Source organism: Sorangium sp. So ce406 (assembly GCF_051474675.1).
Taxonomy (GTDB): domain Bacteria; phylum Myxococcota_A; class Polyangia; order Polyangiales; family Polyangiaceae; genus Sorangium; species Sorangium cellulosum_G.
In genome coordinates this window covers 12,338,663-12,350,814 of the sequence record NZ_CP150340.1, presented here as the reverse complement: position 1 = coordinate 12,350,814, position 12,152 = coordinate 12,338,663, and the positions used below count along the sequence as shown (strand labels likewise).

The 12,152-nt window shown below is 74.0% G+C and carries 10 protein-coding genes; 4 read left to right on the top strand and 6 right to left on the bottom strand.

Annotated elements, in window-relative coordinates:
• Positions 1 to 36 precede the first annotated feature (36 nt).
• Positions 37 to 630 (top strand): hypothetical protein, encoded by a 594-nt coding sequence (locus WME96_RS46425; RefSeq protein WP_437287955.1) that lies wholly within the window; start codon positions 37 to 39, stop codon positions 628 to 630.
• Between the two features lie 87 nt (positions 631 to 717).
• Here WME96_RS46425 and WME96_RS46420 read toward each other — a convergent pair whose 3' ends face one another.
• Positions 718 to 2,199 (bottom strand): sigma-54-dependent Fis family transcriptional regulator, encoded by a 1,482-nt coding sequence (locus tag WME96_RS46420; RefSeq protein WP_437287954.1) that lies wholly within the window; start codon positions 2,197 to 2,199, stop codon positions 718 to 720.
• Positions 2,200 to 2,255: 56 nt separating this feature from the next.
• Positions 2,256 to 3,098, bottom strand: coding sequence for an MBL fold metallo-hydrolase (locus tag WME96_RS46415; RefSeq protein WP_437287953.1), 843 nt, complete (start codon positions 3,096 to 3,098; stop codon positions 2,256 to 2,258).
• A 564-nt stretch (positions 3,099 to 3,662) separates the two neighbouring features.
• On the opposite strand from WME96_RS46415, the gene asd reads away from it, so the two are divergent.
• Genes asd through WME96_RS46400 form a run of 3 tightly spaced genes read left to right on the top strand, consistent with a single transcriptional unit; the run spans position 3,663 to position 8,824 of the window.
• Positions 3,663 to 4,388, top strand: a complete 726-nt coding sequence (asd, locus tag WME96_RS46410; protein WP_437292428.1) for an archaetidylserine decarboxylase — start codon at positions 3,663 to 3,665, stop codon at positions 4,386 to 4,388.
• Positions 4,385 to 6,748 (top strand): methyltransferase domain-containing protein, encoded by a 2,364-nt coding sequence (locus WME96_RS46405; RefSeq protein WP_437287952.1) that lies wholly within the window; start codon positions 4,385 to 4,387, stop codon positions 6,746 to 6,748. The genes asd and WME96_RS46405 overlap by 4 nt, the downstream gene beginning before the upstream one ends.
• Before the next feature lie 21 nt (positions 6,749 to 6,769).
• Entirely contained in the window at positions 6,770 to 8,824 is a 2,055-nt protein-coding gene (locus tag WME96_RS46400) for an FAD-binding protein (protein ID WP_437287951.1), read from the top strand.
• A gap of 84 nt (positions 8,825 to 8,908) precedes the next feature.
• On the opposite strand, the gene WME96_RS46395 is transcribed toward WME96_RS46400, so the two are convergent.
• The 4 genes from WME96_RS46395 to WME96_RS46380 all read right to left on the bottom strand — a co-directional run bounded on the left by WME96_RS46395 (position 8,909) and on the right by WME96_RS46380 (position 12,138).
• Positions 8,909 to 9,247, bottom strand: coding sequence for a histidine triad nucleotide-binding protein (locus tag WME96_RS46395; RefSeq protein WP_437287950.1), 339 nt, complete (start codon positions 9,245 to 9,247; stop codon positions 8,909 to 8,911).
• 9 nt (positions 9,248 to 9,256) lie between these two features.
• Entirely contained in the window at positions 9,257 to 9,847 is a 591-nt protein-coding gene (locus WME96_RS46390; RefSeq protein WP_437287949.1) for a hypothetical protein, read from the bottom strand.
• Positions 9,844 to 10,944: a peptide chain release factor 1 gene (prfA, locus tag WME96_RS46385; RefSeq protein WP_433932266.1), complete on the bottom strand. Its 1,101-nt coding sequence runs from the start codon at positions 10,942 to 10,944 to the stop codon at positions 9,844 to 9,846. Before prfA ends, WME96_RS46390 begins: the two co-directional genes overlap by 4 nt.
• A gap of 69 nt (positions 10,945 to 11,013) precedes the next feature.
• Positions 11,014 to 12,138: a DUF1385 domain-containing protein gene (locus tag WME96_RS46380; RefSeq protein ID WP_437287948.1), complete on the bottom strand. Its 1,125-nt coding sequence runs from the start codon at positions 12,136 to 12,138 to the stop codon at positions 11,014 to 11,016.
• Positions 12,139 to 12,152: the final 14 nt, after the last annotated feature.

Here is a 12,152-nt window from a genome sequence, read left to right as displayed (position 1 = left end):
TTCGTGGCGCTGGACCGCGCCTCTACGGTACGCGCGATGCCGAACGCCGCTCGCATCGCCTTGCTGGTCGCGCTGGGCCTCGCCCTGCCGGCACAGGCGTCCGCCGACGACCCGCAGGGCGCCATGTGGCCGGAGGTGTATGGCGAGTTCAGCGCCTCCTCCCTGCTGGCGTTCGGCTTGATGCCCGTGGCGGGCCTCGGCCTCTCGTCCACGATCGCGCTCCGCTGGTTCGGCGGCTCCCTGTCGCTCGAGTCGCGCGCGCTCAAGGCGCTGAGCAACAACGAGCCGCACCTCGGGGAGAGGAGCACCGCCGGGCTCGGGGTCGCCGCGCTCTGCCGGCACGAGCACACGATCTTCCTGTGCCAGGTCCTCCAGATCGGCGCGCTCGGCACGCCCATCCCGCCGGACGTGAAGCTGTCCGGAACCCATTCCCCCTGGATCGTCACCTTCGGCGGGCGCGGCGGCACCGACTGGCGCATCACGCGGCACCTCCACCTCCGCGGCTTCGTCGAGCTGCACGTCATCCCGATGCGCCCGGTCGTGAAGATCGGCAACCTCTCGCGCGATCAGAGCGCCTATCTCGCGGCGCTCGCCGGGCTCGGGCTGACGGTGCCCGTGGACACGGAGTGAACGGAAGCGCCGCGAGGCGTCGCAGGCGCTGGCTCCGCCCGCGCGCCGCCCCTGTGGGCCTGCGCGCCCCCCGGGAGACCCGCCGCGTCAGCCCTTCGCCCGGAGCGCGCGCGCGAGGGTGTTCCTGCCGACGCCGAGCCGCTTCGCCGCTTCCGTCTTGTTCCCCTCGCAGGCCCGGACCATCGCCTCGACGTAGCGCCGCGTCACCTCGTCGAGGGTGAGGCCGAGCGGCAGCGCGACGCGCTCGTCGCCCTCGAGCGTCGCGGCGGCGGGCGGCGGTACCCCCTCGCGCCGCCGCGACGGCAGGTGCCCCACGGTGATGCGGCCGTCCGGCGCGAGGGCGATGGCGCTCTCGACCCAGTGCTCGAGCTCGCGCACGTTGCCCGGCCACGTGTGCGCGCGGATGTGGCGGAGCGCCTCCGGATCGAACCGCGGCGCAGGCCTGCCGTACCTCGTCGCGTAGACGTCCGCGAAGTGGCGCGCGAGCGTCTCGACGTCCTCGGGGCCGCGCTCGCGCAGCGCCGGCAGGTCGATCTCGACGACGCGCGCGCGGTAGTAGAGGTCCTCCCGGAAGCGGCCCTCGGCGACCGCGCGCTCGAGGTCGCAGTGCGTGGCGCACACGACGCGCACGTCGGCGCGGAGCGTCTGGCGGCCGCCGACGCGCTCGAAGGACCGATCCTGCAGGAAGCGGAGCAGCTTCCCCTGGATGTCGAGCGGCAGGTCCCCGAGCTCGTCCAGGAAGAGCGTGCCGCCCTCCGCGAGCTCGACCTTGCCCGGCACGCGGCGATCGGCGCCGGTGAACGCCCCGCGCTCGTGGCCGAACAGCTCGCTCTCGACGAGCTGCGCCGGCAGGGTCGTGCAGTCGACCGTGACGAAGGGCCTCGTCTGGCGCCGCGAGTTCACGTGGATCGCGCGCGCAAACAGGCTCTTGCCGGTGCCGGTCTCGCCGCGGAGCAGCACGGTCGCGTCGGTCTGGGCCGCGAGCTGGACCTTCTCGTACACGGCCCCGAGCCGCTCGCTGCGGCCGACGATCCGGTTGAAGGGCCCCTGCAGCACGACCCCCGGCCCGCCGCCCTCCGCGGCGCGGAGCGTCGTCAGCGCGAGCGCGCGGGCGAGCTGCGTCGCGAGCGCGACGAGGTAGCGCTCGTCCTCCTCGTCGAAGGGCGCCCCCGCGCGGTTCAGCAGCTGGACGACGCCGCGGACGGGCGCGGCCCCGTCCTCGCGGATGGGCGCGACGAGCGTCGAGCGCGTCGTGTAGCCCGTCGCTCGGTCGGCGGACGGATCGAAGCGCGGATCGCGCGCGGCGTCATCGACGCGCACGACCTCCCCGGTCCTGGCGACGTGCCCCGCGATGCCGCGCTCGAGCGGCTGCCGGAGCGTGGGGAGCTCGGGCAGGAGGGCGACGCGCGTCACGAGGTCGCCGCGCTCGGCGTCCACGAGCCAGATCGTCGCGCGGTCGGCGCGGAGCGCCTTCGCGAGCCGCTCGCACGCCGTGCCGAGGAGGGCGTCGAAGTCGACCTCCCGGGCGAGGAGGGAGGCGAGATCGACGAGCAGCGAGAGGCGCGACATGGATAGCGGAGCAGTATCCAGCATAGAGGGCGCCGCGCTTGTCGTCACCCGCGTCATCACGCGGCCCGCGCGATGGCCTCGACGTCGATGCAGAGCCCCTCGCGCGCGGCGACCGACGCAGGGAAGAGCTCGCGCGAGAGGCGCTCGATCTCCGCGACCCCCGCGTCCGTCCGCTGCGGGTCGTGGTGGAAGAGGACGAGCTTGTGCGCGCCGCACGCCCTCGCGATCTCGGCCCCCGCGACGTACGTCGAGTGCCCCCAGCCGACACGCGAGCGACCGCCGTCGCCGCGGTACTCCTCCGGCGTGTACTGCGCGTCATAGATGAGCACGTCGGCGCCGTCCGCGAGCGCGCGCAGCGCCGGATCGACGCAGGCGTAGTGCTCGGTGTCGGTCGCGTACACGACGCTGCGCCCCCCGTGCTCGACGCGGTAGGCGAGCACGCCGCCCGGGTGGTTCAGCTTGGCGATCCGCACGTGGACCTCGCCCACGTCGAACGCCTCGCCGGGCCGCGCCTCGCGCAGGGCGATCTGCCCGCCCAGCTCGTCCAGCCGGACCGGGAAGCTCGGCGCCGCCATCTGCGCCGAGAGCGCGTCGCGGAGGCTCCCGATCCCGTGCGCGCTGCCCACGATCGACAGCCGCGAGCTCGGCAGGTACGCCGGCACGAAGAACGGCAGCCCCTGGATGTGATCCCAGTGCAGGTGCGAGAGCAGCACCGTCGCCTCGACAGGCCCCTCCCGCAGCAGCGCGTCTCCGAGCTTGCGCGCGCCTGTCCCCGCGTCGAGGATGATCCGCGACGATCCGCAGCGGACCTCCACGCAGCTCGTGTTTCCGCCCACCGATGCCGTCTCCGGCCCGGGCGATGCGATGCTCCCGCGGACTCCCCAGAACCTGATCTCCATCGCTGTCTCCTGCCTCCTGAGGGCCTCTTCAGCGAGCGGCGTGCCAGGACGTATATGCTTGAAACTGCTCCGTTTTTCTGCTGCCCCCGCCGGCATCGATCGAAGTTGCAGCGCGCGGTCCGGATCGGCGCTTCAGAATGGAGCGCGCTGCCGGGGCGGCCTGCTCGCGCGCGCCCCTCGCATTTGCGCGGAGCGGCGCTTCGCGGTTGACGCGCTCGCACCGACGTGGAGAAACGTCGATCGCGGGGGCCGGGCCTGGCGATGCGCGACGGGGATCGCGCTGTGCGTCGCGCGTCGCGTCAAGGCTGAGCTCCTCCGCTGGCCTCCGCCGGATGAGGATCGCGCCGCGCGGAGGTTCGGTTGACCCGAGCGTTGACCCAGGTCCTTCCCGAGGCCTAGCATTCCTGCACCGCTCTCTTTCCCGCATTGATAACGCCGCTCCGCACAATGACCGTTGCCACCTACGCCGCCGCACAGCTGTTGCGGGTGCTTCCGCGAGAGCGCATTACCCGGGCCGTTGGCCGCCTCTGCGACGCCAGAGCACCCGCCGCCGTCTTGAACGCGGTGGTCAAGCTCTACGCGCGCGCGTACCGCGTCGACATGGACGCGGCCGAGGCCCTGACGAGCCCTTACGAGAGCTTCGACGCGTTCTTCACGCGCAAGCTCCGCGAGGGGATGCGCCCTGTCTGCTCCGATCCCGGAGCCATCACCAGCCCTGCCGACGGCCGGATCGCCGCGATCGGCCCCGTGACCGAAGGTGGGCGCCTGCTCATCAAGGGACAGCCCTACCGGGTGGAGGACCTCGTGGGCGACCCCGCGGAGGCCACCCGGTACGACGGCGGGCAGTTCGCGGTCGTCTACCTGTCGCCCCGCGACTACCACCGGGTCCACTCGCCGATCGCCGGCCAGATCAGCGCCATCCGCTCGATGCCGGGGGAGCTCTTCCCGGTGAACTCGATCGGCGAGCGCCACGTGCCGGGCCTCTTCGCCCGCAACCGGCGCGTCGCCATCGTGATCGACACCGAGCGCCAGGGGCGCGTGACGGTCGTGATGGTGGGCGCGATGATCGTCGGACGGATCACGGTGAGCGCCGTCGACGCGCGCGACGTGCCGCTCGGCGTGCACGCGATCACGCCAGCCCTCCCGGTCCGGTGTGGCGAGGAGATTGGGAAGTTCCACCTCGGCTCCACGACGGTCATGTTCGTGGAGCGCGGGGCGGCGCCCCCGTGGAGCAGGGCTCCCGGGCCGATCCTCTATGGTGAGCCGCTCGACGGGGGGGGCAAGCAATGACGAGCGAGCGGCCGCGCAACCCCCTGGCTGCGTCCGCCCAGGAAGGCGGCGTCTCCGGAGAGCCCGGCGGCGCGCCTCTGCCGGGCGAGGCAGGGAGCGCGGCCGCACCAGCGCCGCACGGAGAGAAGGGCGCGTTCCCGGGGCGCTCGTCGTCCCCTCCGCGGCCCGAGCGCACGTCCAGCGCGCGCCCGCAGAGCGCGACGGCGACGCCGCTGCCGCGCCTTGATGTCGTCGCGAGCATGGCCGACGGCAGCTCCGGCGGGCAGCCCTCGGAGATCCCGGATCTCGACCTCGATCCGCGCATCGCCGGGCCCCCCACGGAGCGCTCGCGGCACGGCACCCCCCTGCCGGCGAGCCCCGGCGCGAGGCGGGCCTGGCAATCGCTGGCCGCTGAGGTGGAGCGGACCGGCGAGGTCGAGCGCGGCGACAGCGCGAAGGTCGCGCGGCGCCGCTCGCGCCGGCTCGTGAACCTGTCCGGAGACGCGCCGCAGCACGGCGACGATCCGGCCGCCCCGCACGGGGACACGGCGACCGCGCGCCCGCGCGCCCTCCAGGATGCGCAGGACGACGACGGGTGGATGGACGTCGCGGCGAGGCCTCCCAGCGAGCCGGCGATCGAGGAGCCCAGGCCCGCCGGCAAGCCGACGCCCATGCCGCCGCCGAACCTGGCGGCGGAGCTGGTCGCGCCCCGGGCGGTCCCGCGCCCGTCGCCGAAGTCGTCGAGCAGCGTGCCGCCGATGCCGACGCCCGGCGGGTTCATCATCGATCCGGACTCGGTCGCGGTGATCCGGCCGCTCCAGATCCTCAGCATCGAGTCGAACCTGCCGCCGGTCAGCTCGACGCCCGAGCCCTCTGGTCCGCCGCCGGTGGACGAGCCGGCCAAGCCGCCGCTGGAGGAGTCCGCCAGGCCGCCGCTGCTGACCGAGCCGACCGAGCACGAGTGGCCGCCGCTCCAGTTCAGGGTCCGGTCCGAGCTCCCCACCGTGCTCGGGCTGGAGGCGTTCGCGGATGGCGTGTCCGAGGGCCCGCCGACGTCGCGCGACGCGACCGACGACCCCGTCGAGCCTCCGAGGCCGAGGGCCGTCTCGGCGCCGGAGATCGAGGCGCGCGCCCTGGACTGGCCGCTGGGGCCGGGCGGGGACGAGCTCGCGGAGGTCGAGCCGGAGCCCGAGCTGGTCGACGAGGCGAAGCCCGAGCTGCCGAGCGCCTCGCCCGCGGGCGCCGAGGGCGCGCAGGAAGGGGCCGGCGCGACGCGCAGCACCTTGCCGCCGAAGAGCAGCGAGATCGAGCTGGAGGAGGTCGAGCCCGAGCGCGACGCCGAGGCGGCCGAACAGAGCCTCGCCGCCCGGGCCGACGCGCAGGCGCAGCAACCCAAGAAGCCGCCGCCGCCGCCGCCGCCGCCCCTGCCGCCGCGGCGCCCGCGCGCGATGGCCTCGCCCGACCTCGCAACGTTCACGAGCTCGGTGCCGCCCCCGCCCGTCTCCGTGCCGCCCCCGGCGCCGGCCGCCGAGCCGCCGGTCGCCGCGCGGCCGTCCGCCCCCGCCGCGCCGCCCGCGGCGAAGCAGGTCGAGGTCGACCCGAGCTCCGGCCCGTTGACCGAGCCCGCCGCGCGGCGGAAGCGCCCGTGGTGGGAAGAGCTCTTCGGCGACGACTTCGTGCGCACGCTCGACAAGATCGACGCGAAGGTGGTTCGCCGCGAGGTCGACTTCATCGAGGAGCGGCTCGGCGTCGAGAAGGGCGCGGTGATCCTCGACCTCGCGTGCGGCGCGGGCGGCCACGCGATCGAGATCGCGAGCCGCGGCTACAGCGTGGTCGGCTACGACCTGTCGCTGGCCATGCTCGCCCGCGCCGCCGACGACGCGCAGGACCGCGGCCAGAAGCTGAACTTCCTCCAGGGCGACATGCGCGAGATGACGTTCGAGGAGACCTTCGACGGCGTCTACTGCTGGTCGACGAGCTTCGGCTACTTCGACGACGAGAAGAACGCCGACGTGCTCGCCCGCATCCGCCGCGCCCTCCGCGCGGGCGGCATGCTCCTGCTCGACATCGTGAACCGCGACTACGTCGCCTCCCGCCAGCCGAGCCTGGTCTGGTTCGAGGGCGACGGCTGCGTCTGCATGGATGAGATGCAGGTCGATTTCTTCACGAGCCGCCTCAGGGTGAAGCGCACGGTGATGTTCGAGGACGGCCGCTCGCGCGAGATCGACTACTCGATCCGCCTCTACGGGCTGCACGAGCTCGGCAAGATGCTGCACGAGGCGGGCTTCAAGGTCACCGAGGTGACCGGCCACCCCGCGCACCCGGGCGTCTTCTTCGGCTCCGAGTCGCCGCGGCTCATCATCCTTGCCGAGCGGAGCTGAGGCGCTAGGGCCTCCTGACGCATGAGCTTCGAGGCCGCGATCTCGCGCGCGCTGCCGGGCATCCCGCGCAGCACCTCCCCCGTCGACCAGATCGCCTACGCCCGCGATCTCTGGCCGCGGCACCACCTCGCCGTGACCGACGGCCGCATCGCCGAGCACCGGCCCGGCATGATCGTGTGGCCGGCGTCGACGGAGGAGGTCGCCCAGGTGGTGCGCTTCTGCGCGGACGAGGGGCTCCCGCTCGTGCCGTACGGCGCGGGCTCGGGCGTGTGCGGCGGCGTCTTGCCGGACGACCGCACGGTCGTGCTCGACCTCAAGCGGCTCTCCCGCCGCCGCGCGATCGACCGGCAAGGCCCCTCGGTCGAGATCGAGGCCGGCGCGCTCGGCATCCGGTTCGAGGAGGAGCTCAACGCCGAGGGCTTCACGCTGGGCCACTTCCCTTCGTCGATCCTCTGCTCGACGGTGGGCGGCTGGGTCGCGGCGCGCAGCGCCGGCCAGTGCTCGGGGCGCTACGGCAAGATCGAGGACATGGTCGCCTCGCTCGAGTGCGTCGTTGGCCGCGGCGAGATCGTCCGCTTCGATCGGCGCGCGTGCGGCCCGGATCTGACGCCGCTCCTCATCGGCAGCGAGGGCGTGCTCGGCGTGATCACCGCCGCGACGCTCCGGCTGCACCCTGCTCCGCCGGCGCGCGCGTTCGCCGCCTTCTCATTTCCCACCCTGGAGGCCGGGTGGGACGCGATGCGGGAGATGTTCCAGGCCGGCCTGCGCCCGGCGGTCTCGCGGCTCTACGATCCGTTCGACTCGTTCATGGCGCGGCTGGGCGCGGTGCGCCGGCAGCGCGCGCACGCCGGCGCCGGCGACGAGCCCACCGAGGGGGCGGCCGCGCGGGCGCACAGCGCGCGCGGCCCCGGGGCAGGCGCCGCCGTGCTGCGCGGCCTGCTGCGCGCGCCGGGGCTCCTCAACCAGGTCGTCGACGCCGTCGGGTCGCGCGTGCTCCGCGGCGCGACGCTCATCCTCATCTTCGAGGGCACCGCGCGCGCGAGCGCTGAGGATCTCGCCCGCGCCGCGGCGATCGCCGAGCGCGCCGGGGCCAGGTCGCTCGGCGAGGAGCCGGCGCGCCACTGGCTCGCGCACCGCTACAGCGTGAGCTACCGCCAGGCGCCCGTCTTCATGGCCGGCGCGTTCAGCGACACGATGGAGGTCGCCGCGCCGTGGTCGCGCCTCGGCGCGCTCTACCGCGCAGTGCGCGGGGCGCTCGGGCGGCACGTGTTCGTGATGGCCCACCTGTCCCACGCCTATCCGGACGGCTGCAGCATCTACTTCACCTTCGCCGGCAGCGCGCCGAGCGTCGCGGCGGCCGAGGCGAAGTACGACGCGGCCTGGCGGGCGGCGCTCGACGCCGCGATCGACGCCGGCGGCACGCTCTCGCACCACCACGGCGTCGGCCGCAGCAAGGCGCCTCGCCTCGGCGCGGAGCTCGGCCTCGGCGCCGACGTCGTCCACGCGCTCCGCGGCGTCTTCGACCCCGCCGGCATCATGAACCCCGGCAACCTGCTCCCGCGCGAGGCCGCCTCCGCGGCGCGCCGGCCGGTGCCGCCGCCGCCCGCGTCGCCCGCGCTCGACCGCGACTCCCTCCTCGTGCACGCCGCCGGCGCCGCGCGCCTCGGCGACGTCGAGCGCGCGCTCGAGCCGCTCGGCCTCACGCTGGGGCTCGACGCCGACGCGGCCCCGCTCGAGCTCACGATCGACGCCTGGATCGCGGCCGGCGCCCCGGGCGCCCCGGATCCGTGGAGCGATCCGGTCGATCACCTGGTCGCCGGGTTCACCGCGCGGCTCGCGTCGGGCGCCGAGCTCGCGGTGCGGCCGGCCCCGCGGCGCGCGGTGGGTCCGGACCTCTTCGCCCTGTTCCTCGGCGTGAAGGGGCGCGTCGGCGAGATCACGTCCGTACACCTGCGCGCCCACGGCGCATCGCGGCCCCGCGCGCTCCCGACCTCGCTGCCGCGGCAACCGCCGCTCGGCGACGCCGAGACGGCGTGGCTCGACGCGGTGGTGAACGCCGCCCGCGCCGTGCGCTGACCGCGTCGTGCGCCGCCCGCGCCGTGCGCTGACCGCGCCGTGCGCTGAGCGCGCTCGGCCGGGAGCGCGCTCAGCCAGATGTGCTCAGCCGGGAGGCCAGGCCATCGACCGCCCGCCCAGCACGTGGACGTGCAGGTGGAAGACCGTCTGGCCGGCCTGCGCGCCGTTGTTCACCACGGTCCTGAAGCCGCTCTCCACGATGCCGGTCAGCTCGGCCACCCGCCGCGCGGCGAGCAGCAGCCGGCCGAGCACGGCCTCGTCCTCGGGCCCGGCCTGGCCGATCCCCGCGATGTGGCGCTTCGGGATGACGAGCACATGCGTGGGCGCCTGCGGGTTCACGTCGTGGAAGGCGAGCACATGCTCGTCCTCGAGCACGACCTTCGACGGGATCTCCTTGTTCGCGATCTTGCAGAAGAGGCACATGGTCGACTCCTACGGTGCTTGCGTCTCGCGCTGCTCCCGGTCACGCGGCAGCGCCCTGGTCGCGGGGTCCGGACCTCCCGGCTCCTCCTGCCCCTCACCAGGACCTCCCGGCCTACCAACCAGCCCTTCCTCGGGCAACAGCCGGGCGAGCGCTCGCTCGATGCGCGAGGTATCCGCCGGCTCGGGGAGCAGGTCGCGGGGCAGCGCGGCGCCCGCGCCCGGGACCGGCGGCGCGGCCTCTCCCTCGTGCTGCGCATCTCCCACCGCCTGCTGTCCAGGCGGAGGGACCTTCCCGCGCGCGACCGCGATGCGGAGCACCGCGAGCTCGAGGGCGTCGAGGGCGGCGGTGCGCTTCAGTCCCAGCGACGGCATGTCGTAGGTGAGCAGCGCGCCCCCGCTCGCGGCGGGCGCGAGCCCGGCGCGGTCCGCGCCCGCGACGAGCTGGCGCACGATGCTCCTGAGCAGCGCCGCCCGCCGCCGCACCCGGCGCGTCTCCGGGTCGGTGTAGAGCGCGTAGAACCGGTTGCGCGAGAAGGTGGACGGCGCGAGCACCAGCGCGACGAACAGCGCCTCCAGATCGATGGGCGGCGACCCCTTCACGTCGCGTGCTCCTGCGCGCCCGCGGGCCCCGAGATCCCGCCGCGACGCAGCAGCTCCGCCTGACGGTGCGTGCGCAGCGCGCCGATGAGCTCCTCGAGATCCCCCTCGATGATCTTGTCGAGCTTGTGCAGCGTGAGGCCGATCCGGTGATCGGTCACGCGGTTCTGCGGGAAGTTGTAGGTCCGCACCTTCTGCGCGCGCTCCCCCGTGCCGACCATGGTTCTTCGTTCGGCGCTCTGGGCTTCCTCCTGCCGTCGCTGCTCGAGCTCGAGCAGCCGGCTCCGGAGCACCTTCATCGCCTTCGCCTTGTTCTTGAGCTGGGAGCGCTCGTCCTGGCACTTCACGATCATGCCCGTCGGCAGGTGCTTGATCTGCACGGCGCTGTTCGTCGTGTTCACGCCCTGGCCGCCGGGGCCGCCCGACGCTGCGATCGAGATCTCCAGGTCCTTGTCGTCGATGTGCACGTCGACCTCGTCGGCCTCGGGCAGGACGGCGACGGTCGCGGTCGAGGTGTGGATCCGCCCCTGCGTCTCCGTCGTGGGGACCCGCTGCACGCGGTGCACGCCGCCCTCGAAGCGGAGGTGGGAGTAGACGTCCTGCCCCGAGATCAGGGCCGCGACCTCCTTGTAGCCGCCGGCGGAGGCCTCGCTCAGGTTGAGCACCTCGACCTTCCACCGCTTCGTCTCCGCGTAGCGACAGAGCATGCGGAAGAGGTCGGCCGCGAACAGCGCCGCCTCCTCGCCGCCCTCGCCGCTCCGGATCTCGATGACGGTGTTCCGGCCGTCGTTCGGGTCCTTCGGCAGGAGGAGGACCTCGAGCTCGCTGGCGAGCCGGTCTCGCTCGAGCTCGAGCTCGGGAAGCTCCGCCTGGGCGAGCTCGGACAGGTCGGGGTCGCTGAGCGCCTCGCGATCCTCGGCGATGCGCCGCTCGACGTCGCGCAGCCGGGCGAACGCGGCGACCACGGGCTCGATCTCGGTCCGCTCGCGGTTGAGCCGCTGGAGTTCGGCCGGGGCGGCGAGCACCGCGGGGCTGCACATGAGGTGCTCGAGTTCCTGAAAGCGGCGCTGGACCGCCTCGAGTTTCGCGATAGGTAGCATCTGCAATCCGAAGACGGGCGGGTTTGGACGGCGGCGGGATGAGGCGCGCGGCGGCGACGCCGGCGCTCGCTAGCCGTGGGCGCCAGCGTAGCCGGGGTCGGCCAGCAGCTTGGAGTAGTCCGCGAACACCCGGTCCGGCTGGGCCGGCGCGGCGACCGACTCCTCGCGCCAGAGCGTCGCGCGGAGCGAGGCGAGCGCGACCTCGAGCTGCGCGTCGTCCGGCTCCGCCGTCGTGATCTTCTGGACCAGGAACCCCGGCCAGAGCAGCACGCGGAGCGGGCCGGTCGTGCAATACCGCGCGAAGATCCGCTGGATCTCGAAGGTGACCGCGGCGATCAGCGGGAGGAACGGCAGCTTCATCAGGAAGAAGCCGACGCTCTCCACGAGTCGGCCGCCGGGCAGCTTGGGCAGGAGCGCGCCGAGGGACGCGCCGGCGACCGAGAACACAACGATCGACACGAGCGCCACCATCACCAGGAACGTCGTCCCGCAGCGGGGGTGCATGGCCGTCTTCCGGCGCGCGTTCTCGACCTCGAGCGCCTCGCGCGCCTCGTAGGTGGAGATCGCCTTGTGCTCCGCCCCGTGGAACTGGAAGACGCGCCGCACCTCCGGGATCTGGCGGATCAGGAGGAGGTAGGTGACGACGATGGCGAGCTTCGCCACGCCGGTGATCGCCTGGAACCCTGGCGAGGTGACCTCCAGCCCGAGGCCCAGGAGCTTGTTGACCAGCTCGGCGCCGGCCTGGGGCGCCGCCACGAAGAGCAGGACCGCGAAGGCGATCGGGAGCAGGCCCATGCCCCCTCCCCGCTTCTTCGCGCCGCCGTCTCCGCCCGACGCGGGGCCGCCTGTGACCTGCGCGGGCTCCACGTCCTGCGCCGCGATCGCCGCCATGCTGAGCGCCAGCGAGGTGAGGCTGGCGCCGCTCCGCCCGGCGCTCGACTGCGGCGACGGCCTGGACGCCGGGCCCTTGGCCGAGCCGGCCTCCTCGGCCGCGAGGTCCTGCTCATAGAGGTCCGCAGACCAGCGGAGCGCCTGGGATCCGAGGCGCAGCGACTCGACGAGGGTCGCGACCCCCCGCACGAACGGCCAGGTGCGCGGCCCCCTGGAGACCGCGCTCATCGGCTGCTCGCGCACCACCAGCTCCCCGGAGCGGCGTCGGCAGACGATCGCGACCGAGCTCGGCGATCGCATCATGACCCCTTCAATCA

Coding starts and splice junctions, on each gene's coding strand:
- WME96_RS46425 (WP_437287955.1), top strand. CDS start 37: ATGCCGAACGCCGCTCGCATCGCCTTGCTGGTCGCGCTGGGCCTCGCC.
- WME96_RS46420 (WP_437287954.1), bottom strand. CDS start 2,199: ATGTCGCGCCTCTCGCTGCTCGTCGATCTCGCCTCCCTCCTCGCCCGG.
- WME96_RS46415 (WP_437287953.1), bottom strand. CDS start 3,098: ATGGAGATCAGGTTCTGGGGAGTCCGCGGGAGCATCGCATCGCCCGGG.
- WME96_RS46405 (WP_437287952.1), top strand. CDS start 4,385: ATGACGAGCGAGCGGCCGCGCAACCCCCTGGCTGCGTCCGCCCAGGAA.
- WME96_RS46400 (WP_437287951.1), top strand. CDS start 6,770: ATGAGCTTCGAGGCCGCGATCTCGCGCGCGCTGCCGGGCATCCCGCGC.
- WME96_RS46395 (WP_437287950.1), bottom strand. CDS start 9,247: ATGTGCCTCTTCTGCAAGATCGCGAACAAGGAGATCCCGTCGAAGGTC.
- prfA (WP_433932266.1), bottom strand. CDS start 10,944: ATGCTACCTATCGCGAAACTCGAGGCGGTCCAGCGCCGCTTTCAGGAA.
- WME96_RS46380 (WP_437287948.1), bottom strand. CDS start 12,138: ATGATGCGATCGCCGAGCTCGGTCGCGATCGTCTGCCGACGCCGCTCC.